Source organism: Chlorogloeopsis fritschii PCC 6912 (assembly GCF_000317285.1).
Lineage (GTDB): Bacteria > Cyanobacteriota > Cyanobacteriia > Cyanobacteriales > Nostocaceae > Chlorogloeopsis > Chlorogloeopsis fritschii.
Genome location: NZ_AJLN01000075.1, coordinates 1 through 23,102, shown reverse-complemented (window position 1 = coordinate 23,102; position 23,102 = coordinate 1). Strand labels below are relative to the sequence as shown.

Here is a 23,102-nt window from a genome sequence, read left to right as displayed (position 1 = left end):
TCCACAGACTAATTAACAATTAAGGGTTTTAAACCCACTGAGGTGGGTTTTGTCTGTATAGCTGCGATTTCCAATCGGCAGTTAGCATTAATTTAGACTGCTTGGATATTGTTTGCTAGAGCAATCACTAGATTTGATCAAGAAGCGATCGCACTTAAGTAATCAAGGATGCGATCGCTTTACGGAAATTCTGTAATTTTCTTTTGAAAAAAAAACAGGTATGAGGGACTTAGTTTAGTTTATTTTTTCAAAATTCTCGATTGTGAGATATTCTTCCTCATCGGCAATCAGGCTGTCGTAATCAATATTAATTTGGGTAGGATAGCCAAGTATGGGATCGTACTGCACGCTTAGGTTCGATGCTCCACGGGCGATCGCATCCCTAATTAAAAGAAAAAGCTTGAGAACTGTATCGTATTTTTGAAAATATTCTCGATTAACAGGCATACCAGTATCGACAGAAGTGATGGAAGTTGTTATGCCGTTACGTACTTCAATAACTACCGGGCCTCTAGCTTCTTCTACACAAAAGCAACTCCTACTAAGTGTATACCGATAGCTGTGAATATTTTGCTGATTCCACAAACGGCGATTGATAATTAATTGGTCGAAATTTAAGTTGTTAGCGATCGCTGGTGATTGTGCTACCTGTGTAGGCAGTTGAGACATGACAGGAGCGTTCAAACTCACAGAGGTGAGTAATGCCGCACTAATAATAATAGGCAAGCGCATATAAACACACCGATTAACTCCGGTATCTCACTTCAATATGTATCAAGTTAATTCCAGAGATTTTAGGTGTATTTTTATTTACTTAAATAACATACTCTTAATAGTCGTTTTTACTAGATTAGTTACTTTGTGCTTTCATTGTTCCTGTTATGAGCGAGCTATTTGCAATCAGCGATCGGTTATGTACCGAGTTGCCGATTGCTGATAAGTGATTATTCGGTTAGCGCAGGGTTGTCATAGATGCACCCAACCATCCACTAAAGTTCTGTTTCTGAATCTCAGAAGGATTGTCTACAGGTTGAACTAGATATTTGCTGGCGCGGGGGAAAGCCAAAGTGACTGGATAGATACGGAGTTCCTCGTGATGGAAAACGGCAACCGAGATTGTGTCATTTGGTTGGTAATCTTTGAGGCGATCGCTTAAGTGAGTTGCACTCACCTTCACCCCATCAATTGCCAATAATTCATCACCAGGATCAATTCCAGCTAGCTGTGCAGGTGAACCCGCTTCAACAAATTTAATTAGTTCTCTTCCATGCTCGCTGCTTACCCTTATGCCCAGGTAAGGTTCTTGTTCTGTTTCTGCTACTATTTGTAAACCAAAAGGTTCCAAGTACTGATTAAAAGGCAATTCCTCAGTAGTATCAATGTAGCGTTTAAAGAAATCAGATAAATCTATTCCCGCTACAGACTCAATTACTTGCTGTAACTGTTGTGAAGTGTAGCCAATTTCGTCTCTACCGAATTTGTGCCACATCTTGAGCATGACATCATCGAGCGATCGCTGGTTGTCATGAAGAGAACGAATCAACAAATCCAGCAACAACGACACCATTTCCCCTTTCAAATAGTAGGACATTTGGGAATTGCCACTGTTGGAGTCCTGGCGGTACAACTTAATCCACGCATCAAAACTCGACTCAGAAAGGGCTTGAACCTTACGCCCCGGTGTCGTCAAATACCTGGTAACTTCCTTGCTCCAATTATTTAGGAATGATTTAACATCATAAATGCCCGCCCGTAAAGGAATGAGCAAGTCATAATAACTTGTTGTTCCCTCACAAAACCACAGGCAAGAAGTATAGTTTTCTTGATCGTAGTCAAAAACTTCTAGTTCTTGGGGTCGAATGCGCTTGACATTCCACAGGTGGAAAAATTCGTGCGCTACCAATTGAATAAAGCGATCGTATTTCTCGCGATCGCGAAATCCAAATCGCTGATAAATCAACGAGCAACTGTTCTTATGCTCCAAACCACCGTAAGCTTGGGCAAATAAGTGCAACACAAACACGTATCTTTCATAAGGCAAACCGCCAAACATCCGTGCTTCGACTTCGACAATTTTTTTGATATCGGCGATCATCTGTTGCGCTCGGAAATTCCCACGTCCCCAAATTGCTAATTCATGAGGCTTTCCCAATACATCAAAGTGATACAACTGATGAGAGCCAATTTCAAAGGGACTATCTACAAGGGTGTCAAAATCTGAAGCAAAGAAAGTGTTTGCTTGTTCTGGAACTGCTGGTAATGCTGTAGTTACCTGCCATTCTGGACGTGGTGGAACTATAGTAACGTAAATTGGTTGTCTGTCAAATCCTGGTAGTCTAAAAAACAGCGCTGCCCCATTAAAATAGCCGTGGGTTGAATCTAAATGATTCGTCCGCACGGTTAGTTCATTCGCAAAAATGCGGTATTTGACAGTTACTTCTGAAACATCACCTGTCTCTACCTGCCAATGATTTTTACTGATTTTTCGCCAAGTTAAAGGTTTTTTGTTGGCAAAAGCAGCAAAATCCTGTAGATGCTTGGCATATTCCCGCACTAAGTAGGAACCAGGAGTCCACACCGGCATTTTTAAATCAAGAGTTGAAGCACAGTAGCCCCCAATACGCAGAGTCACCTCAAACAGGTGAGTTTCTGGTTGGGACATTGCCACCTGATAATGAATTAACGGTACTTTTTCCTGTAGGCGGGTATCAGTACAAGGTGCTATTGTTTCCTTCATCTGTAGTCCAGAGTAAACATTGGGGAGTTTCGAGTTAAAAGGTTAACTTAACTCATAACTCCTAACTCATAACTCCTGTACGGACAAACGGCTTGAAAGCCCATACTATTAAACTTTACCAGCCAAATTCATTAATTGTCGGAAATTGACGAGAAAAATTGCCTGATTAACGGTGTCAATTTTAATCCAACCTTTTTCATGTAGTTTTTCCATGATTTTAGTAGTCTCTTCAACTCCGATTTCTGTCACGTCTGCTAAGTCTTTGAAGGGAATATGAAAAATTTCCTTTCCCTGTGCTGTTTGGTTACCGTAGTTTTCACCCAAACTAACAAGAGTATGGGCAAGTTTGACAGCTGGCGGGCTAGAGCGCATTTGTAAACGAACATTAGCGTGCCGCAATCGTCGTACCATTAACTGCAGCATCCGATGATGCAATTGGGGATCTTTAAACAAAATTTGAATAAATCTTTCTCTGGCAATGCTCAATAACTTCACAGGAGAAAGAGCAATCACATCTGTTGAGCGAGGGGATTCGTCCAAAATAGCCATTTCTCCAAAAAAATCGCCTCGGCCTAAAATTGCCAAGGCTACAGAAGAACCTTCTCCTACAGTGCGCCGAACTTTTACCCAACCAGAAACCACAAAGTAAAGTGCATTACCCCAGGCATCTTCCATCAAAACGGCTCTTCCAATGGGATATTCGTGTTCTACGGCTATAGACAGCAACCATTCCAAAGTTTGTGGATTGGCTGTACTCATCAAGGGGAAGAGTTCGCTGAAAACCTCTGTGTGCATGAAATATTTGTTAAAAAACGGTTCGGGAGTAAAAATAGTAATTTACTGATATAGGTGATACAGGTATTTCATACTGTAATATTGCTGAAAGTATAGTTTAAATCTTTACATTTATTTAACCAAGTATTTTCAGATTTATCGGTCTAGAGTTACATTACAACACAAGATTGCAGCATCGAGATCAGCAGTTTTACTTAAAGGAGAGGAGGAGCTTCAGGGGCACTAGGGGCAGGGAGCAGAGGGGGAGAATAGCTACTAACTACTAACAAATGACCAATGACTAACGTAATTCTTGCCTATCTATTGAGGGTTTTGATGTTTCTACTTCAAGCTTTCTGATATGCTGTTCCAGATTATACAATGTTTGATTAAGGGCATTAAAAGTATCTAACTGACTAGAGTTTATGTTGTGATTGAGAAGAAGTCTTTCTTGTAGTTCATGCAATTTATAACTAAGTTGTTGGGAAATACCCAAGGCATCACGGCTCAGACGCGTTAGCATCTGTTGTTGGTAAAACTTTAGTGCTGCTCCTCGTAATACTTGCAAGGTAGCTTCTTCACCATACATTCCCAGCATGACTCGCAAGCGTAATAGCAAACGTTCTTGTTTATATAAACATTCTTTCTCTATCTGTTTTGGTTCCTCAAGTTTTGTGACGGGTAAAGAGCCAAATCGCTTCAATTCATTCATTACTCCTTGAAAAATAGATAGTGGCACTTTTTCTAATACAGACTGCAAGACTCCATTTTCACTCCAAAGAATCCTGCCATCGTAAGGCAATCTTTCCAAATACAGCCTACCAATTCCGCCGGCCAAAACTCGTCCCAGTAATTCTTCCAATAATTTTTTAGGTGGTAATTTTAGTAATTGTTCTACAGGACTAAACTCTTGTGGCTCTGGTGCTGATAATATAAGCAAGTTAGCTGTGCTTGCTAGTTCAAAAGAATACTCTTCCTGCTGTGTGTTGTTTTTGGAGAGTGTGCTGAAAGAGTTGGAATCGGGAGTGTTTTCAAGCAGGCGATCGCGTTCGGCACCCGAAATAGGATCTGTATCAGAGGGAACATTTTGAGCTGTTAACACCTCTTCTAACATTTTTTGCGGCTGCTGATTTGGTTGGAAATTGCTATTTTTTGATGAGAGAGCTTGCTCACCAGTCTCTGCTGCGTTCTGGTTTTGGGCTAAAGCCTCCCAAGGTTTATGTTCTCGCCGATTTGATGAGTGGGATGTGTTTTTGTGGTTGAGGAAAGCTGAGAGTATATTGCGGTGAGTATCGCCTTTGATTGCTACAGTTACCAGATTGCAATTTATATAAGACAATATGCGCCGAACATAATCTAGTGCCACGCTATCTTCTGGGCTTACCATACCCAGCCACAGGCTGTTGTCTTCAATTTTGAGGGGCAAGATTTGGTGGTACAGGCAAGCTTCAAAGGACAAAAGACTTTCAATGAGTAGAAATATTTGCTCATCCTCTAGTTCTTGTTCTTCTACAAGCTTTGTATTTGATACTACATCTGTTTGAAGAAGTGCTTCAGTATCTGTTGGTTTGCCCTCGGAAGACAGCATAGGCTTAAATTGCTTGATACATCTCTATATCCTATTCTGCTTTTTAGTTTATGGACAGTAAATCAGTAAGTACGTATCCAAAATAAAAGTTAAATTAATTACAAAATAGCAAAGTATAATCTGAGGTTTAGGATTGGGGTAGATCTAGAGAATAGGAGAGTGGGAGCAGGGGAAAGTGGGCAAATCACTACTAACCAATAACCATTAGCCATTAGTTACTAACCACTAACCACTAACTACCAATTCCCAATTCCTTACTCTTGGATTCTTAAAGCCTGGGCTGTCAAGTAGACTTTAGTCCATTCACCCATAGCCTGATGAGTTTTAAGTTTTAGTTTTTGGGCTACTTCTTCTATGGTGTTACCTGCTCGCCGCAATTCCAAAATTTGCCGCCCAATTGGGGTTAGTTTTTCCTCCAATTGCTGAAGTTGATTTGGTGATAAACCCAAGTTGTGCTCTTTTAGGGAAGTTTCCAACCAGTTTTCAACTAGTTCTGGTTTGTCTTTAAGGGCAAAAACACGTACAGCGTGGTAGCTAATTTTTTCACGCAATCGATATACATCTTTAATTGGCTTGTTTAATTTTTTGGCGATCGCGTCTTGGGATTGCCCTTGTAGATAAAGTCGCAGCCAATCTACAGCTTCTTGTCCTAGATTTTCTTGTAAATATTTTTCAAATTCCTCTTTGACTGCTTGCCGCTGTGTCTGTTGTTCTTCTAGTTCTTGCGCTTCTTGATATTCTGCGATCGCTTTTGCATCTACCAAGTTTACACGGTTGTCACTATCATCTGTGAGGATCTCTTCCGAAACAAGTCGAATCATATCGTTGGTGGGCACTTGGGTTAAGCCACCACGTTGAGTCCTACGCAGATAGTTTACAAAGCGATAAGCTAGTAAAGGTTGGTTGCGTACAGGGCGCAAACAATATTCCTCCACGCTGGCAAATAGTAATGCATTTCGCAATCGCTGATCGGTTGTGAATTCCGCAATGCAAGCCATTTGCTGTTGCATATAATTATCGCTTTGTAACAATTCTTGAATGACTTCTTGGAGCACATCCAGCACTGTCCGTTGGCGATCACGGCTCAGAGCAATCCATGTTTGGATTTTGTGTCGTAAAGTTACTATACTTCCCAAGCGAGTGATCAAATTGCGGTAAGCAGCTTCTCGCCCTTTTCCCAAATAGCGTTGGTGTAAAATTTTCCAACGATATTCCATCGCTTGCTTGCTAATATCCAGTTCCTTGGGGTTCAACTCTTCAATGCGCCCTTGGAAACTTCCTAAAAGCCAGCAAATTACACTTTCCCTGGTTGCCACAGATTGCTCTGGACACTCCGCAGCTAGTCGCTGACGCCAATATAGTGCCAGTTTTTCTGCTTGTGAAGCCATAGTGAGATTGCGCTCCCCGAAACCCTGTTTTAAAGTTTGCATCACAACCCCCATGTATTATCCCACTCATCTTTATTGACTGGCAGTTGCCTTTTATTTAAATGATGTCTAACAAGGACATCTCAATGATTCCACTTTTATTACGTTTTGACTCACTGATTTTATGCAGGAATTTTTGCATCTTCATAAAAACTTTCAAAGCGATCATTCCTGCTAATCAAAATCTCAGAGTTATTTTCCTTGCTCAAACTAATTTTTAACTTTTGTAAACTATTATTTTGATGTTTCCAATTTCAAAACAGCGATTCACCCAGAGGTTTGAGAATTCCCCTTAGCTACTAAAATTTTAGAAAAAGCCAGCATTTTGTCTCACTTGCTCTGGTGAATATGGTTTTCCAGAATTTAGACGCTATTACCTTGTTTAAGTTTCGCTCCTTTAAATTTATCTCAGTAAATTTTGGTAGTGGGGATTACTATACTAATACACAATTTATGTCGTTTTAATCTAGGTTATACAGAAATTTAAAAGATATCAAAAAGATTAAGGGTTATGCATTGACAAAGTGATTAAAGCTTGTGTATGCAAAAGTTAGAAGATTTTAATTATTTTTTTATTTCATTAAAATAGTAGTTGAAATTTTATATTGATCAAACCTATAAAACTAATCTAAAAACTCATAAATTCTCTAAGCTGACTTGTGCATCTCTCCCCAGGGGCGGGTTCCAAAAAGGAAACCGCCAAAGCTATTGAGACTACCAGAAATTAAGCGAGATGCTCCCGTCATAGCAACTGGCGAAGTGTCTCCATGAAACTACTGACTAATAAAAAATCAGCGACTATTGGGTCTATGTACAATAGGATTTTCTACAGCTTGTCTGTACTGTTCAACTTCCTCTGAATAACCTATAGGCAAAACAGCTTCAACGTTCTCATGGGGACGAGGAATAATTACCCAGGTTTCTAGAACACCACCATAAACCTGTTCCACAGCTTCTATACCAGCGGCTACAGCTGTTTTTACTTCTTGAACATCACCCCGCACATTCACTGTAAAGCGAGCACTACCAGCTCTTATATAACCTACGAGGGTGACTCGACCAGCTTTCACCATCGCATCTGCTGCCGCTAACACGGCAGGAAAACCCTTAGTTTCAATTGATCCAACTGCCTGTAGTGGCATTGGTTATCTCCTATATGTCAGTAAAAGTATGTGGCGCTACCAAGTTAATTGTACGAAGGTTCCTACACATTTCATATATGTCCATCATCATTTACTTTTCAAAGAAGTAAATCACAGACGAAGGCAAATAAGACTGGTGTCAGAAGACACGGAACGGTTCTGATTTTTTAGTGAAATGTATGGGTAAAACACTTTCTACATTCTCCGGTGGATTAGGAACAATGTAGTGAGTGATGAGTTGTCCACCATCGCCTTGAGCTTGTTCGCAGGCTTCTATACCTGCCTCAACAGCTCTTTTCACTTCTGCAACTTGTCCCCGTACAGCGACTAGAAAACGAGCGCTTTCTGCTAAACCATAATACACAAGAGTAACTTCGGCAGATTTTACCATTGCATCTGCCGCTGCTAGTACAGGGGGAAAACCTAAAGTTTCTATAACTCCAACTGCCAATGGCATGGCATTAGCTCCTAAGTTCAGGAAGAGGTGTTATTTATTGTACGCGCCTTCACAGCCGATTTTGATACATGGAAAATTTTTCTAAAAAAATTTGCTTTTGCCACATACCCATGCTGCAAATTATTCCTCCAAGCACAACGCCGAAAGTTGGTGATACATTAATTCAAGAGACAACAGCATTTTGAGTTCAACATTTGACCTCGCTTTTATCCCTGATTTTGCTTAAAAGTGCAAGTAGGGGATGATTGCGAAGACTGCTAAAATTTATGTTTCCTAGTTTTATCCCAACCGCAGCGCAGCGACTGACAGAATCTACCTCTATTGCTCTAGCTCAAAGCATAGAACAGATTGCTATTACCACTCCTTTAAGTCCCCAACCCGTGCTCACTACTTACGTAAATAAAGGTAGTGGCACTACACCTTTTTTGCTAATTCACGGCTTTGACAGTTCTGTCTTAGAATACCGTCGCCTCTTGCCACTCTTAGCAGAACATAATGAAACTTGGGCAGTAGATTTATTGGGTTTTGGATTTACAGATAGACCCAAAGGGATAAAGTTTGGCATCACTGATATCAAAACTCATCTTTATTATTTCTGGAAAACTCTGATTAAGCAACCAGTGATCTTAGTAGGAGCTTCGATGGGGGGAGCGGCAGCAATTGATTTTACCCTCACTTACCCAGAAATAGTAAAAAAACTGGTGTTGATTGACAGTGCGGGATTGGCAAGCGGTTCAGTGTTAAGTAAATTCATGTTTCCGCCGTTGGATTATTTAGCATCTCAGTTTTTACGCAATCCTAAGGTACGTAAAAGCATCATTCGCTCTACATTTAAAAATAAAAGTCTTGCTTCTTTAGATGCCGAATTATGTGCAGGATTACATCTAGAATGCTCTAACTGGAATAAAGCTGTAATTGCATTTACAAAAAGTGGTGGTTACACTGCTTTTCGATTTAAGAAACTAGGAGACATTCAGCAACCAACACTAATTCTGTGGGGCGATCGCGATCAGATTTTGGGTACTGTTGATGCCAAGCGATTTAAGAGAGCGATTCCCAATAGTAAACTTATCTGGATTCAAGATTGCGGCCATGTTCCTCACTTAGAACAACCACAAATTACTGCTCGGTATATTTTAGAGAATTCCAAATAAAAACTCCAAATGTTCTTGTGGGATGGGTGGGGATACCTATCCCATTCCCACAAGATAGGTAATTTATTTCTTGGAAATCCTTAACGTGTTGTAATATTAAATTTGGTTTTTCAACCCCTTTTTTATATAGCCCGCATAGGCGGGCTTAGTTTGTTTAGCCACAGGCTTCTAGCCTGTAGGGTAAAAGGGGATATTGAACATCGATAAAGGTTTATTCTTCTTCAGAATAATCTTCAATATCTTCTTCGTCGTCTTCGCTAGTTTTTCTTACAGAGTTAGCAGAAACAACTGCTCCCATTTCTAGTTTTTCCCGTACCAGCTGCTTAATTTGTTCAGCAAATTCTGTTTTTTCTTCTAGATACTTAATCGCGTTATCGCGACCTTGGGAGATATTATCACCGTTGTAGCTATACCAGGCTCCTTTGCGTGTAAGTATGCCAGTTTCCTCTGCTAAATCTACAAGACAGCCTAAGGTAGAGATACCCTTACCAAAAATAATGTCAAATTCAGCAATTCTAAAAGGTGGTGCAACTTTATTTTTAGCAACTTTGACTTTGACGCGGTTACCAAATTCTTCCGAGCCTTTTTTGAGGGTTTGAATCCGGCGAATATCCAAGCGTACAGAAGCGTAATATTTTAAGGCGTTACCACCAGTGGTTGTTTCTGGGTTGCCATAGGTGACACCAATTTTTTGCCGCAACTGGTTGAGAAAAATAACTGTGCAGCCAGATTTACCAATATTACCAGTAATTTTACGTAGAGCTTGGCTCATCAATCTTGCCTGAAGACCAACGTGAGCATCACCCATTTCGCCTTCAATTTCAGCACGGGGAACTAGTGCTGCCACTGAGTCAATGACTACAATGTCAACCGCAGCAGAGCGAACCAGCTGATCGACTATTTCTAAAGCCGCTTCTCCAGTGTCTGGTTGAGAAACTAGCAAATTTTCGATATCAACACCCAAAGCTCCAGCGTAGGTAGGATCTAGAGCGTGTTCTGCATCTACATAAGCAGCAATACCACCATTTTTTTGTACTTCTGCCACCGCATGTAGCGCGAGTGTCGTCTTACCGGAACTTTCCGGCCCATAAATTTCAATCACCCGTCCTTTGGGTAAACCACCACCTAACGCCAGATCCAGAGTTAGCGCCCCACTGGGAATAGTCTCTACTCGCATCCGGGTAGCATCGCCCAAGCGCATGATTGTTCCTTTGCCAAAAGTACGCTCAATCTGGTTCAGTACCATGTTGAGCGCTTTTTGCTTGCCAGCATTATCAGTATTAACAGCCATTGCTACCTCTAACTATACGGATTTAAGGAGTGTTGCTTGGGAAGTTTGAATAGAACAGATATACTATTTTGACATTTTATTGCCGCTAACCGCTACATAGTTTAGCGTGCGCTTGCCAATATTGCTATCAGCTACCAAAACATATGATTGAGAAAGTGATTTAACAACTTTGGTTCTTCTGGTTCTCGATAATCTGTAGGCAAAAGTTCGATGAGTGCCGCTTCTAGTTCATCAGTGGCTTTCTGTGATTCTTGTGCTTTTGGGCGGCTAGATTGGGGAAATACTAATGGTTTGCCAATACGGACGGTTAATTGTTTGCGAAAATACAAGTCTTGAGTCCCAATCAGTGCTACAGGTAAAATCGGTACTCCAGAACGTAAAGCGTAAATTGCAGCACCACGTTTGAGGGGAACAGACAACTGCCCTTCTAGATTGCCAAGTCTTCCCTCTGGAAACAAAATAATTCCCTCGCCACGAGCAAAAATGTTTTGGGCGATGCGATCTACACGTCGTAAAGTCTCAATAGAGTTACCTTGAGGAACGTATTTTTGAATATTTGTTGCTAATTCAGTCAAATCGTCTCGCCCGGCTTTTGCAGCTTCAATTACAGCTAGTTCTTCTTTCCATACACGTTCTATAGGTATGACTCCTTTTGCAAGTCTAAGAAATTGACGCTTCCACCATTGGTTATACAGCGTGCGAGCATCACCTAAGATGTGATAGTAAGGATGCGCTGGTAACTCCGACAGCAACAGAAATGGATCGATGTGGTTAAGGTGATTAGCTACAACCAAAGCTGGGGTTGTGGGAATCTGTTCTGGAAACTCTACCTTGACTCGAAACAGAGCGTGAATCAAAGTTCGCAGCACTCTTCGCCGCAATTCACCGCTGATTTTGCGTTCCGAACCACCTTCAGCAACAGTTTCCTGTGACAATAGTGCTTGACGAATCATCTCATTGGCATGGCGATCGCGGGCATAGGCGATACCCTCTATTGCCCTGTTGATTGTTTCTTCTGTCACTGGTGGCAAGAGTGATGCTTGTGTGTCACTTTGCTGTTGCTGAGAAATTAGCGGACTTTGGGACATAGGCTTGATTAGCAACTTTAAAAAGCCAATGATTGAATATATTAATTGTTTTAGATTTAATTTGAAGCTTGCCCAGGTGGTAATTTGATTTGGGCTTTAACTCAACGTCTTGAGTAATTTATTCATTACAAAGCAATACTGACAATAGACAGTTAACTAATTGTCACAATCCATTTGATGTCAAGCAAGATATATGTATTTCTCATGATAGCCAATAAAAAAGCTCCCTTGCCTTTAGCACACAAGAGAGCGGCGGTGTGGTGTGAGGAGCATATTTAAAGTTTGCTTTCAGCAATTTTACCAAACTTGGCAAAAAAAATGTAAACAAAATATCACCAAACTATGAAAAATATTTGTAAACAAGTGATAAGTAGAAGGCAGGAGGCAGAGAGAAATCTGTAGGCGCCATAGCGACTTCCCCTAAGAGTGTGGAGGCTACTTTGCGTTTATCCGCTCTGTGTCTACCGCCGTTAGCGTAAAACCCTGCGGGCATGGCTGCGCTTACCGCGCAGCCTGTCGCTTTGCGACTTAGTTCCTCCACAAGGAGGCTCAGAAGTTCGGTGGGGCAGAAGGGGAAAAGCGAATAAAATCATTCTAGTTTCATTACCAATACACAGGCGATCGTCGCTTCGCTCCAATTAAAAATTAAAAAATATATTTTGAGACGCGCAGCACGAGTATTTACGGCTTCGTTGCTTCAAGCCCCTAAAGTCATTCATGGGGATATTAATTATTAATTTGTAACTAAGCGAAGGGGCTACTTGTAGTAAATGACTTTGACATCAATGGGATTGGCGGTAATCCTAACCTGTTCCTAACTTCTTCAATAGGTTCTTGCCAGTGTTCTTCAAAACGAAATACCAATAAAAATTCTGCTTTTTTACCCAATTCTTGTCCTTTTTTCAAATTACTAAAAATCGCTTTGATTTGCCGGGGGACTAGGATAGGATAAAGCAATTTAGCAAACCACAAGCTAATTTTTAATGATTTACTATAGTTTTGCTCGGCAGCAAAAGCAAGAACACCAATTTCTCCAGCATAACTAGTGTCAAAGCCTAACAAAACATGAAAAATATCATGGGTAACCACATATCGGAGCGCAAATACATTGCGTTTGGCTACATCCTCTAGTTCAGAACTAACATTCAGCGGCTTGAGCTTGTTTTCTCTCATATGATCCGCATATTGTCGTCCAAAAGTATCTTGAGGATATTGGCTCAATTTTTCTAAATCAATTGAAGGATGGTATCCTACTACTTGTTGCAATTTTGCTACGACATCGGGATTAATGTTAGCACCCAAAAGCTCAGATTTGAGGATAGCAAAATCTCCCAAATTCTCTGAGTTTTTGTAATTTATAAGCGTTTTTATTTGTTGAAATTTCTTTAACATAAATATCAATTTCTTGATTGCTATAAAATTATCTTAAACATAAAATATATTTCTTGTAGAGTGAAATTCTGATGTCCCTTCTCATGATTCATCATGATATCTCCTTCATTTCTCTTTTTTCTTTGCGCTCTATGCGTCTTTGCGGTTTATTAAAAATAAGAAAATCGTCATAGGTTAGAAACCTATGGCTAATAGTAAAAGTCCTCTTTAGAAGACTAAAATCATTGGTTTGTAACAATTTGAGTTCACTTTAGTGGACTTGGAGTGTGAGCCAAGAAATTTATTTCTTGGTGTAAGATTGGACGGGTGGAAGATATTAGCTATCAACTTCTTATGCCGTCACTACTTGCGAGATTCAATCAGTACTTCCGGATATTCAGGTGAAGCCCTCCTCAGCAAAGGTTTACTCTTATTTTTCAGATACTGGTCGAAGAATGCTAATGTGTAGGCGCTGGCGATTTTAGCTGCTCGTTGAGGATCAATGGAACCGATCGCTTGCTGAATCTGCGATTGTGCTTGGGTTGTCGAATGCGCTAAAAATGCTGGCAGAATTAGCCCAAAATCCGTAAATGTGGTGTGTTTGCTGCCCTTTACAGTCAGCCTGTAAGCGTTATTTTTTTGGCGTTGATAAAACAATCGCAACGCATCATCCGCGCCATCATGAGATATCCCTAGAAAAGGACGATTCAAACTGTCCTTGTTGCCACTGCTCAGAAGCTTACCATAACTCCCACCGTCTATATTGATGCCTGCTTTTAAGCGGCGATCGCGCCACATCGCCTCAATTGCTGTATCTCCACCCAAAGAATGTCCAAAAATACCGACTCGACTTAAATCTAAACGTTCTGTAAAAAGTCTTTGCGGATCTTTGATATTGAGGCGGTTTAACTCATTCAGCACAAAGACAATATCCTTTGCCCTGATTGCTACTGCCTGATTAAAGGTTCGTTGTTCGGTTTGTTTATTAGCAGATGAAAAATCAAACACGGAAGATTGAGTAATCACCTGCCCATCTGGAAATAAGACTGGTACTTCATAGGTGGGATTGACTGCAACAACGACATAACCATAACTTGCAAGCTGCTCAAGCTGTATTGTGTATAACTTAGGCGTTGCTCCAAAACCAGGTGAGAAAATTACAACTGGATATCGTTTTAATTTATTAGCGAGCTCTGCTTTTGGAATAGCATTTGTTTGAATAGTTTGAGTGACTAACTTCACGAATTGCTCTGGCGACACACCAAAATTTGCTCCCATACTTTCAGCAGTCGCGAGAGCAAAGCCTTCATCAATATAAGGAATTGTTTTAGCTTTTGGTTGACTTTTAGCAGGATACCAAATAAAGACCATCAACTCGCGACTATCCGTTGCTCGTGGAGTTGTAGCAAGCTTTTGTGTCTGTAAATTATAAATATAAGGAATTGTTTTAGCTTTTGGTTGACTTTTAGCAGGATACCAAATAAAGACCATCAACTCGCGACTATCCGTTGCTCGTGGAGTTGTAGCAAGCTTTTGTGTCTGTAAATTATAAATCTCTGCACTATAGGTTTCTTTGCGAGAGGAATCAACCAGATAGTAAGCCGTTGTGCCTACTGCATAACTACCACTGGGAGCGGGCAATCGGAAACCTGGAGCTTGAACTGTAGATTTTGTTGGAACTTGCGATCGCTGTTTTGAGAGTGTTTCAACTTTCGCCAACAGAGGATTAGCTCCCACAATAGCGATCGCACCAAGGATGATGGCAACTCCACAAAAAGTCTTCATCTCGCAGTTTTAGATTTTAGGGCTTGTGACTGTACAATCTGCTGTTTGTTCCGACGATGGTGCGATCGCATCCCATCAAAAATTTTCCAACCACGCCTCAAAATTTGCAGGTGTGTTACTGACTTAAGTGAATGGAAAAGTGAAAACTGCTAATTTCTAGCCTTTGTTGGAAGTAAAAACGATGAGCAGCAAAGCGTTGAACGCCCGAATCCAGGTGTAGCTGTTCGCAAGCTTGGGATTTGGCATAGTCTAGCAGCCAATTAAATAGAGCCGAGCCGTAACCTTGAGAGCGATCGCTCTCATTCGTCACCAAATCATCCACATATAAAAACTTACCCCAAGCTAGACTTTCAGAAATTCTAAAACCTGTGACGGCTTTGATGCTTTCCCCAACTTCAAGATAAACAAGCTGGTAGCCTTGCTGTTCTTGTCGCCTAATGCGGCTGACAAAATTGCTTGGGTTGAGATGGGGGCGAAGCATTTGTATGACTGGAAAACAAAGCTCAATTTCTGCATCCGATTTTGCCAAGGCAATATTAATCATGAAAAGAATGAAGTGTTAAGTTTTTACCGCAAATTACCCACATGAACAATTACATTTTTTATACTTCATCCCTTATTTTTAAGACTTACGCAAAATCCCTCTATAATCCTTTTTCCTCCGTGTCCTCTGCGGTTTATTATTCCATAACTTATGCGTAAGTTCTGATTTTTATACTTCCTCGGTAATAGTTTCTTGTTGTAACAAAGGTAATGGCAATCCCACTGCTTCTATTAACTCCTTAGGTGGAGCCTCTCTTTGAGGAATTTTCAAATATTGCCCATCGTTAATTGGAGATACTACCTTCATTTGGTGAGAAATACTGTGGTAACGGTGAGTTTGTTGAGTTACCTGCCGCTCTTGGATGCTTTCATTAGCAATTTTTTTACGCAGCTTAATTATTCCATCAATCACTGCCTCTGGTCTAGGCGGACATCCCGGTATATAGACATCAACAGGTATTAACTTATCCACACCACGAACAGCCGTGGGAGAATCGACGCTAAACATACCGCCCGTTATTGTGCAAGCTCCCATTGCCATCACATACTTTGGTTCTGCCATTTGTTCGTAAATTCGCACCAAAGTAGGAGCATATTTCATCGTCACAGTACCTGCGGTGATAATTAAATCTGCTTGCCTGGGAGTAGTACGGGGAATCATCCCAAATCGCTCCATGTCAAAACGAGAAGCATAGGCAGACATAAACTCAATAAAACAGCAAGCTGTGCCAAACATCAAGGGATACAAACTAGACATTTTCGCCCAGTTGTAAAGGTCATCTACAGTAGTTAAAATAATGTTTTCAGATAATTGTTGCGTTACTTGCGGACGCTCTGTGGGATTGATGATTGTGTCAGTCATCGTTTGAGTCTCCCAAAAGTTGTAAAAAGGTAGAGGGCAGAAGGAAACTAGGACAAGGGGAAAGAACGTGCTGATCAATTCTCCGTGTCCCCATGTCCCCACCTCACCGTGTCCTCTGCTGATAGCTCTAGTTTCTGACACTTTTTTTAGACATACCAGTAAAGATAAAGGTTTTAAGATGCTAACTTAAGTTAGATATTTCGCTTATGCAAGTAAGCCTAGCCGCTTACCGTTGTCGTGAGCTAAACGAATCAGATGTTGGCGAGTAGTGCGATCCATAGCAAAGCGATCGCAAAAACGAGTAATAATCTGAACGTGTAAAGCTATTAATTTACCACGCAATTGATTGAACTTTTTTTGACCTAGATACTTGCGAATCAAAACAACAATAGCTGCAAACATAATAATTCTCCTTTTTTAAGTAAAAATCCTTATCCCCTTGTTCTAATTTCTTCCCTTCTGCCTCTGGGCAGTCGCTACAACGCGCTTAACCCGCAAGGGCGCGCTGCTCTCTGCCTACCAACGGATACGCCACTACCTTTGGAAGCCGCTCCACGTCTACGTGTCTACTGCCCTCTGCCTTCTTATGCCTTCAGTGTGTCCTTTCCCCTCGCTCTGCACCAGTAAAGATAAAGGTGTTAAGCTATAAGTTAAGTTTTGTTAATTACAAGCAACCTAAAAGTTTGAAATCTTTGGAAATCCAGACAAAATCGAAATTAGCAGCGGTTAAGTTGTATAAAATTTAGGGCAACTTCATACCTTGCCTTAAAACCAATAAAATTAATATCAACTTGGCGTTAGCCTTGTAAGCCAATGGAAGTGCACAAGCAAAGACGCAGACGTGGTGTTATTCTCAGTCTCCAAGGATGGAAGAAGCTGCAAGCAGCTAGGCATCAAGCAGAGATTTTAGAAAATGACGGAGCTAAATTAACTCTGGAAGAGTTAAGCTACCGTACTCAACTTGCTCCCTTTACTGTCTCCAAAGTTTTAGCAAGGGAAGAAGGAGTTGATAAGCAAACCCTTGAGTACTTCTTTAGAGCTTTTGGGTTGGAACTGACGAAAAGCGATTTTGTGAGAGTGGGAAGTGGAGACGCGGGGAATCAAGGAGACACGGAGACACGGAGACACACAGACGCGGAGATAGGAAGCAGGGGAGAAATTCAAAATAAAGTAGATTGGGGTGAGGCTATTGATGTCTCGATTTTTTTCGGACGTAAGGAGGAGCTGAGTAAATTAGAGTATTGGGTAGTTAGCGATCGCTGCCGATTGATTGCTTTGTTAGGGATGGGTGGCATAGGCAAGACTTCTTTAGCAGTGAAGTTAGCACAACAGATTCAAGAGCAGTTTGAGTTTGTAGTCTGGCGGAGTCTTCGCAACAGCCCGCTACTGAGAGAATTGTTGAGTAATTTACTTCAGTTTTTTGCCGACGGGCAACCTGTTAACTTATCAGAAAATTTAGGGGATATATCCAAACAAGTTCCTACGCCCGTACTGATTTCTCAATTTATGGCACACTTGCGATCGCATCGCACGCTTGTGGTATTAGACAATGCAGAATCGATTCTGGCAAGTGGCGATCGCACCGGGCATTACCAAGCTGGATATGAAGATTACGGACAATTTTTTCAGCAAATTGGAGAGACAGCACATCAAAGCTGCGTCATACTGACAAGTCGAGAAAAGCCCCAAGAAATCGTAGCCTTAGAAGGAGAAACACTACCAGCTCGTTCATTGCAACTATCGGGTTTGAGTGCGATCGCTGCCCAAGAATTGGTGAGAACTAAGAGTTTCTTTTACAGTTGTGATTCTCGTTGCCAAGAGTTGATTCAACACTACGCAGGCAATCCCCTTGCTCTCAAAATCATAGCTACTACAATTCAAGAGTTATTTAATGGCGATATTGCAGAATTTCTTGCTCAAGACACCAAAGTTTTTGGTAGCATTTACGAACTGTTAACACAGCAGTTTAATCGGCTTTCAGCACTGGAAAAAGACTTAATTTACTGGCTGGCAATCAACCGAGAACCAGTAAATTTAATGGAATTGCGTACCGATTTAGTTTTGCCCATACCTGCAATGAACCTGTTAGAAGCTTTAGAATCTTTGGCAAGGCGAAGCTTAATCGAAAAAATTTCAGTTCCTAACTCCCCTGTACAATTTACCTTACAACCTGTAGTGATGGAGTATGTCACAGACCATTTTATTCAACAGGTGTGTGCAGAGATTGAACAGTGGGGAACAGACGAAAAGTGCTTATTCAATAGCTATGCTTTAATGAAAGCAACTGCTAAAGACTATATTAGGGCTGCTCAAACAAAACTTATTCTTCAACCAGTGATAGAGCAACTACTACTTTTAGTGCGAAACAAACAAGCGATCGCTACTCTACTCGCTCAAATTACAAATCAATTACGAGAACAGACTTTCAAAACATGGCAACAGGAGAATCAAAAACAAGAAAATAAACCAATCATTCCTACCTCCTCACTGTTGGGCGAACCTGGTTACACAGGAGGTAATATTATTAACCTGTTGTCTTACCTCCAAATTGATTTAACTGGCTATGATTTTTCCTATTTGACAATACGGCAAGCCTATCTTCAAGATACTTCTCTCAAGCAAGTTAACTTTGCCCATGCCAATATCTCTCAGTCGGTGTTTGCCAAAACCTTCTCAACAGCAATGGATGCGGCATTTAGTCCCGATGGCAAAACAATAGCAACCACCCACACCGATGGCTATATTCGCTTATGGGATGTTGTTAGCAGCCAACCGCTAATGACTTATCAGGGACATTTGGGCATTGTTTGGGGAGTCGCGTTTAGTCCAGATGGTAGGATGCTTGCCACTGGAGGAGAAGACAGAACAGTTAAAATTTGGGATATCAATACCGGACAGTGCTTAAAAACCTTTCTTGGTCACAGCGATGGAGTTCGTACTGTAATATATACCCTTGATGGTGACAAATTAATTAGCAGTAGTACAGATTCTACGATCCGAATTTGGGATACAAGTACGGGAGAATGCATCAAAGTTTTGCAAGGACACACCAGCGGAGTTTGGGCTGTAGCCTTGAGTCCGATCCCCCTTCGCCCCCCTTCCATAAGGGGGGTTGGGGGGATCTTAGCCAGTGGCAGCGATGACAACACAATTAAGCTCTGGGATATTACTACTGGATGCTGTATCGAAACATTGCAAGGACATACTGATTGGATTAGATCTGTCGCCTTTAGTACTCAAGGTTTACTTGCCAGTAGTAGCTTAGACGGTGCTGTGAGAATTTGGGATGTAGAAAAAGGTATATGTGTTGAAATCCTAGAAGGACACACAAATGGAGTGTATACAATTTGCTTTATCGGTGACGGCAATATTCTTGCTAGCTCCAGCTTAGATCGGACAGTGCGGCTGTGGGATGTTTCCACAGGACAATGTGTGAGAACTTTGCAAGGGCATACCAATGCAATTTATGTCAACACCGTTAATCCCCAAGGAACATTACTTGTTACTGGTGGCGATGATTTTTCCCTTAGGCTATGGGATATAGCTAGCGGAGAATGTGTGCGAATACTTAAAGGCAGGCAAAACTGGTTATCTTCAGTTATTTTCAGTCCTGTTTCTCATGCAGGTTTTGCATGGGTACTTGCCAGTGGTGGTGAAGACGGTATTGTGAGGTTATGGACACCAGATGGTAAACCTTGCAGTTTAGGCAGTCACGCAGATTTTATCTTTGCAGTCAACTTTAGCCCTGATGGACGTATCTTAGCAAGTGGCAGTGCTGACCAAACAATCAGGCTATGGGATGTAGTAAATGGTCAGTGTATGAAGGTTTTGCATGGACACGCAGGTATGGTAACAAGCGTAACTTTCAGTCCAGATAGTCGTATTCTGGCAAGCACTAGCTATGACCATACAGTTAAATTGTGGGATGTCGCAACAGGTCAGCTTCTGCATACTTTCCCAGAACACATCACTATGTCAACAGCCTTTAGCCCAGATGGCAAAAAATTGGCAGTAGGCAGTTTTGACAAAACAGTGAGAATTTGGGACTTAGAGACAAAACAGTGCTGCCAAACCTTTGAAGGACATGATAGTTGGACTTGGTGGGTTGCTTTCAGCCCAGATGGTTTGCTTCTCGCCACAGCTAGTAGTGCCGATCGCACAATTAGACTATGGGATGTAAAGACAGGCGAGTGTATTCATATACTTAAAGGACATCAAGAATGGATTTGGGCGATCGCTTTTAGTCCAATCCCCCCTTCGCCCACGCCAGTCGCCTCAAGTCGGGAAACCCGCCCACGGCGCTGGCTCCCCTTCACAAGGGGGGTTGGGGGGATCTTAGCCAGTTGTAGCAGCGACGGCACAATCAAACTTTGGGATGTCAAGACAGGCGAGTGCATAGCTACTTTAACAGGACATGATACTTGGGTGATGTCTGTTGACTTTAGTCCTGAAGGTAACATCATCGCGAGCGGTGATGGCAATGCTGTAATTAAATTATGGGATGTACAAACGCAAGAATGCATCCAGACATTGAGAGCAGAACGTCTTTATGAAGGAATGAATATTTACGGTGTTACAGGTTTAACAGAGGCGCAAAAATCAACTTTGTTAGCTTTAGGTGCGGTTGAGCAGAGGTAATCGCTTGGTGAAAAACTTATCATTTAGGCTGACGCGGAGACACAAAGACGCGGTGATACGGGGATATGAAAATGATTTGTTAGATACCAAAACTCTTGTAGAGACGCGAAATTTCGCGTCTCTACATTTTAGATTCATACTGTGACTCAGCAACGCCAATCTGCAAGACGGCACTCATTCAGAAGCGCATGGAGTTCCCCTACAGCTTGAAACGGATTTCTCCCTCGCATTACAGAAGCGATCGCTGCTTCATAGGGATTTCTGCCTGTTCTTCTCACAGCAGCGATCGCATCTTTATTAGACAATCCTCTACGACTAACCAACCAAGCAGCTAACACGTGCCCAGTTCGTCCGATGCCACCAGAGCAGTGTACAACAACTTTCTCGCCTTGTTGATCTGCTGCTGCCAAAAAGGGAAGTATTTTCTGGGTAAGCGTTTCTCGATCGCATAAATGAAAATCTTCAATCGGTGCCCAGCAAACACGATTAATCCCGAATTCCTGTTGATATGTGCCTAGAAGATCCGAGTAACGAGCTAGTTGGCGATCGCTCAGAAGACAACAAACCCGCTTGATGTCAGAGCGCTTCATGAATTCAATCCAATCATGTACCTTCGTGTTGGAATATCCGGGTTTCGCGGCACCAAATACAATTGGCTCATTCTCCGCAGCAGCGGCAAACTTGTACATAGCAGTACGATCTGAATCTGTGAATAAAAAAGTTCTCTTGCTATTTACTCAACTTGATTGATGAGGGCATTACCTTTACTAACCAAGCCATCATAGTATTTAATGCCAGTTTTGCCGAAATCAGATAATGTAGTAATGTAGATTATTATTGTACTACATCAGGGAGGAAGAATGATGATTGAATTGCTAGCCGTCCGGGTTCCCTTCAAAAACTCAACCAACACAAGGCGCAGAGGTTTTCGTTCAATCCTCTATTTACAGGAATGAGACTCGAATTTACAGACACTAGAGAAATTAATCTACAGAAGTGTCCCCCTCTGTGCGCCTTGTTCATAGCAAGCAGCACACATCGAGGAAATATCAATGAATTTGAATTTTTTAGGCTGGAGTGACTTTTTTACTCACAGTTTTGCACCCTATCGCCAACAAGGTTTTAGCGTTGGTAGGGTTGCGATTGAATACAGAAATACTTACATCATTTATAGCGAGCAGGGTGAACTAACAGCAGAAGTTGCAGGTAAATTGCGACATCAAGCTACTCAACCGCAAGACTTTCCCGCTGTTGGGGATTGGGCGATCGTGCAGGCGCGAAAGTCAGAAGGACGCGCTACCATTCACGGAATTTTGCCAAGAAAAAGCAAGTTTTCACGAAAAACCGTTGGTAGTAAAACCGAAGAACAAATTGTTGCAGCTAACATTGACACCGTGTTCTTGGTTTGTGGACTTGATGGCGATTTTAACCCCAGAAGAATTGAACGCTATCTGATTCTGGCTTGGGAAAGTGGCGCAAATCCAGTCATCGTTTTAAATAAAGCCGACCTGTGCAACTCTTTAGAAGAGAGTGTCTCAGAAGTTGAAGCCGTTGCCCTGGGAGTACCAATTCTAGTATTGAGTGCCACCAATCATCAAGGGCTGGATGCCTTGAAATCATACCTCCAACCAGGACAAACAGTTGCTTTGTTAGGATCTTCTGGTGTGGGTAAATCTACCATCACCAACCAACTCAAAGGTGCATCAGTGCAAGCTGTGCAATCAGTGCGACGAGGTGACGATCAAGGTAGACACACGACTACAAATCGAGAATTGATATTACTGCCGACAGGCGGCTTAATTATCGATACTCCAGGAATGCGAGAAATTCAAATTTGGGCAGGTGATGAAAGCTTGCAAGGAACCTTTGCAGACATCGAAACCTTAGCCGCAGAATGCCGTTTTCGGAATTGCCAGCACAACCATGAACCCGGTTGTGCAGTGCAACAAGCATTACTTGAGGGAGAACTTGATTTTTCAAGATTTCTCAGCTACCAAAAATTGCAAAAAGAACTTAACTATCTTGTCCGCAAACAAGACAAACGGGCGCAATTAGCCGAGAAAGAACGCTGGAAGAAAATCAATAAAGCTATGCGAAATCATCACAAATATTGATGACATTGGGATAAATAACTGATTTTCTTGTGGGGCGGGGATATCACCCAATACCGTTCAGTTAAGGTCAGATCCCCCCAACCCCGGGTTACCCGGTAAACCGGTACGACGTATTACCTTTACGGTTACGT

Annotated in this window: 18 protein-coding genes; 3 read left to right on the top strand and 15 right to left on the bottom strand. The window is 41.7% G+C overall.

What is annotated here, in order from left to right; all coding sequences use genetic code 11:
- Nucleotides 1-234 precede the first annotated feature (234 nt).
- The 7 genes from UYC_RS0113705 to UYC_RS0113675 form a co-directional block, all read right to left on the bottom strand.
- Nucleotides 235-732, bottom strand: coding sequence for a DUF6174 domain-containing protein (locus UYC_RS0113705; RefSeq protein WP_016876403.1), 498 nt, complete (start codon nucleotides 730-732; stop codon nucleotides 235-237).
- A 220-nt stretch (nucleotides 733-952) separates the two neighbouring features.
- Complete coding sequence (locus UYC_RS0113700; RefSeq protein ID WP_016876402.1) at nucleotides 953-2,737, bottom strand: M61 family metallopeptidase; 1,785 nt, start codon at nucleotides 2,735-2,737, stop codon at nucleotides 953-955.
- A 108-nt stretch (nucleotides 2,738-2,845) separates the two neighbouring features.
- The gene (locus UYC_RS0113695; RefSeq protein ID WP_016876401.1) at nucleotides 2,846-3,532 is read right to left on the bottom strand and encodes a Crp/Fnr family transcriptional regulator; all 687 of its coding nucleotides are present in this window, start codon (nucleotides 3,530-3,532) and stop codon (nucleotides 2,846-2,848) included.
- A 280-nt stretch (nucleotides 3,533-3,812) separates the two neighbouring features.
- A complete protein-coding gene (locus tag UYC_RS0113690) occupies nucleotides 3,813-5,099 on the bottom strand; it encodes a GspE/PulE/PilB domain-containing protein (protein WP_016876400.1) in 1,287 nt (428 codons plus the stop codon).
- A gap of 254 nt (nucleotides 5,100-5,353) precedes the next feature.
- A complete protein-coding gene (locus UYC_RS0113685) occupies nucleotides 5,354-6,541 on the bottom strand; it encodes a HetZ-related protein 2 (RefSeq protein ID WP_016876399.1) in 1,188 nt (395 codons plus the stop codon).
- Nucleotides 6,542-7,317: 776 nt separating this feature from the next.
- Nucleotides 7,318-7,668, bottom strand: coding sequence for a carbon dioxide-concentrating mechanism protein CcmK (locus tag UYC_RS0113680; RefSeq protein ID WP_016876398.1), 351 nt, complete (start codon nucleotides 7,666-7,668; stop codon nucleotides 7,318-7,320).
- A 139-nt stretch (nucleotides 7,669-7,807) separates the two neighbouring features.
- Nucleotides 7,808-8,125 carry a carbon dioxide-concentrating mechanism protein CcmK gene (locus tag UYC_RS0113675; protein WP_016876397.1) on the bottom strand — a complete coding sequence of 106 codons (318 nt, stop codon included), beginning with the start codon at nucleotides 8,123-8,125 and terminating at the stop codon, nucleotides 7,808-7,810.
- 266 nt (nucleotides 8,126-8,391) lie between these two features.
- Here UYC_RS0113675 and UYC_RS0113670 point away from each other — a divergent pair, with 266 nt between their 5' ends.
- Nucleotides 8,392-9,279, top strand: coding sequence for an alpha/beta fold hydrolase (locus UYC_RS0113670; protein WP_016876396.1), 888 nt, complete (start codon nucleotides 8,392-8,394; stop codon nucleotides 9,277-9,279).
- A 211-nt stretch (nucleotides 9,280-9,490) separates the two neighbouring features.
- On the opposite strand, the gene recA is transcribed toward UYC_RS0113670, so the two are convergent.
- From recA to pgr5, 7 genes are all read right to left on the bottom strand, one after another.
- Nucleotides 9,491-10,570 carry a recombinase RecA gene (recA, locus tag UYC_RS0113665; RefSeq protein ID WP_016876395.1) on the bottom strand — a complete coding sequence of 360 codons (1,080 nt, stop codon included), beginning with the start codon at nucleotides 10,568-10,570 and terminating at the stop codon, nucleotides 9,491-9,493.
- Between the two features lie 131 nt (nucleotides 10,571-10,701).
- Nucleotides 10,702-11,658 carry a lysophospholipid acyltransferase family protein gene (locus UYC_RS0113660; RefSeq protein WP_016876394.1) on the bottom strand — a complete coding sequence of 319 codons (957 nt, stop codon included), beginning with the start codon at nucleotides 11,656-11,658 and terminating at the stop codon, nucleotides 10,702-10,704.
- 744 nt (nucleotides 11,659-12,402) lie between these two features.
- On the bottom strand, nucleotides 12,403-13,050 hold the full coding sequence (locus UYC_RS0113655; RefSeq protein ID WP_016876393.1) for a Coq4 family protein: 648 nt from the start codon (nucleotides 13,048-13,050) through the stop codon (nucleotides 12,403-12,405).
- Nucleotides 13,051-13,392: 342 nt separating this feature from the next.
- Nucleotides 13,393-14,814 carry an alpha/beta hydrolase family protein gene (locus UYC_RS0113650; RefSeq protein WP_016876392.1) on the bottom strand — a complete coding sequence of 474 codons (1,422 nt, stop codon included), beginning with the start codon at nucleotides 14,812-14,814 and terminating at the stop codon, nucleotides 13,393-13,395.
- Between the two features lie 115 nt (nucleotides 14,815-14,929).
- Nucleotides 14,930-15,358 carry a GNAT family N-acetyltransferase gene (locus UYC_RS0113645; RefSeq protein WP_016876391.1) on the bottom strand — a complete coding sequence of 143 codons (429 nt, stop codon included), beginning with the start codon at nucleotides 15,356-15,358 and terminating at the stop codon, nucleotides 14,930-14,932.
- 168 nt (nucleotides 15,359-15,526) lie between these two features.
- Nucleotides 15,527-16,219, bottom strand: coding sequence for an NADH-quinone oxidoreductase subunit NuoB (gene nuoB / locus UYC_RS0113640; RefSeq protein ID WP_016876390.1), 693 nt, complete (start codon nucleotides 16,217-16,219; stop codon nucleotides 15,527-15,529).
- Nucleotides 16,220-16,423: 204 nt separating this feature from the next.
- Nucleotides 16,424-16,621, bottom strand: a complete 198-nt coding sequence (pgr5, locus tag UYC_RS0113635) for a cyclic electron transport protein PGR5 (RefSeq protein WP_016876389.1) — start codon at nucleotides 16,619-16,621, stop codon at nucleotides 16,424-16,426.
- Nucleotides 16,622-17,032: 411 nt separating this feature from the next.
- Between pgr5 and UYC_RS0113630 the strand changes: the two genes are divergently transcribed.
- On the top strand, nucleotides 17,033-20,857 hold the full coding sequence (locus UYC_RS0113630; protein ID WP_016879540.1) for an eIF2A-related protein: 3,825 nt from the start codon (nucleotides 17,033-17,035) through the stop codon (nucleotides 20,855-20,857).
- 146 nt (nucleotides 20,858-21,003) lie between these two features.
- On the opposite strand, the gene UYC_RS0113625 is transcribed toward UYC_RS0113630, so the two are convergent.
- A complete protein-coding gene (locus tag UYC_RS0113625; protein WP_016876388.1) occupies nucleotides 21,004-21,546 on the bottom strand; it encodes a protein-tyrosine phosphatase family protein in 543 nt (180 codons plus the stop codon).
- Between the two features lie 363 nt (nucleotides 21,547-21,909).
- Between UYC_RS0113625 and rsgA the strand changes: the two genes are divergently transcribed.
- Nucleotides 21,910-22,971, top strand: a complete 1,062-nt coding sequence (gene rsgA, locus UYC_RS0113620) for a ribosome small subunit-dependent GTPase A (protein ID WP_016876387.1) — start codon at nucleotides 21,910-21,912, stop codon at nucleotides 22,969-22,971.
- Nucleotides 22,972-23,102 lie beyond the last annotated feature (131 nt).

What these genes read in the sequence shown, in the direction of transcription:
- UYC_RS0113705 (WP_016876403.1), bottom strand. Translation starts at nt 732, where the DNA reads ATGCGCTTGCCTATTATTATTAGTGCGGCATTACTCACCTCTGTGAGT.
- UYC_RS0113700 (WP_016876402.1), bottom strand. Translation starts at nt 2,737, where the DNA reads ATGAAGGAAACAATAGCACCTTGTACTGATACCCGCCTACAGGAAAAA.
- UYC_RS0113695 (WP_016876401.1), bottom strand. Translation starts at nt 3,532, where the DNA reads ATGCACACAGAGGTTTTCAGCGAACTCTTCCCCTTGATGAGTACAGCC.
- UYC_RS0113690 (WP_016876400.1), bottom strand. Translation starts at nt 5,099, where the DNA reads ATGCTGTCTTCCGAGGGCAAACCAACAGATACTGAAGCACTTCTTCAA.
- UYC_RS0113685 (WP_016876399.1), bottom strand. Translation starts at nt 6,541, where the DNA reads ATGGGGGTTGTGATGCAAACTTTAAAACAGGGTTTCGGGGAGCGCAAT.
- UYC_RS0113680 (WP_016876398.1), bottom strand. Translation starts at nt 7,668, where the DNA reads ATGCCACTACAGGCAGTTGGATCAATTGAAACTAAGGGTTTTCCTGCC.
- UYC_RS0113675 (WP_016876397.1), bottom strand. Translation starts at nt 8,125, where the DNA reads ATGCCATTGGCAGTTGGAGTTATAGAAACTTTAGGTTTTCCCCCTGTA.
- UYC_RS0113670 (WP_016876396.1), top strand. Translation starts at nt 8,392, where the DNA reads ATGTTTCCTAGTTTTATCCCAACCGCAGCGCAGCGACTGACAGAATCT.
- recA (WP_016876395.1), bottom strand. Translation starts at nt 10,570, where the DNA reads ATGGCTGTTAATACTGATAATGCTGGCAAGCAAAAAGCGCTCAACATG.
- UYC_RS0113660 (WP_016876394.1), bottom strand. Translation starts at nt 11,658, where the DNA reads ATGTCCCAAAGTCCGCTAATTTCTCAGCAACAGCAAAGTGACACACAA.
- UYC_RS0113655 (WP_016876393.1), bottom strand. Translation starts at nt 13,050, where the DNA reads ATGTTAAAGAAATTTCAACAAATAAAAACGCTTATAAATTACAAAAAC.
- UYC_RS0113650 (WP_016876392.1), bottom strand. Translation starts at nt 14,814, where the DNA reads ATGAAGACTTTTTGTGGAGTTGCCATCATCCTTGGTGCGATCGCTATT.
- UYC_RS0113645 (WP_016876391.1), bottom strand. Translation starts at nt 15,358, where the DNA reads ATGATTAATATTGCCTTGGCAAAATCGGATGCAGAAATTGAGCTTTGT.
- nuoB (WP_016876390.1), bottom strand. Translation starts at nt 16,219, where the DNA reads ATGACTGACACAATCATCAATCCCACAGAGCGTCCGCAAGTAACGCAA.
- pgr5 (WP_016876389.1), bottom strand. Translation starts at nt 16,621, where the DNA reads ATGTTTGCAGCTATTGTTGTTTTGATTCGCAAGTATCTAGGTCAAAAA.
- UYC_RS0113630 (WP_016879540.1), top strand. Translation starts at nt 17,033, where the DNA reads ATGGAAGTGCACAAGCAAAGACGCAGACGTGGTGTTATTCTCAGTCTC.
- UYC_RS0113625 (WP_016876388.1), bottom strand. Translation starts at nt 21,546, where the DNA reads ATGTACAAGTTTGCCGCTGCTGCGGAGAATGAGCCAATTGTATTTGGT.
- rsgA (WP_016876387.1), top strand. Translation starts at nt 21,910, where the DNA reads ATGAATTTGAATTTTTTAGGCTGGAGTGACTTTTTTACTCACAGTTTT.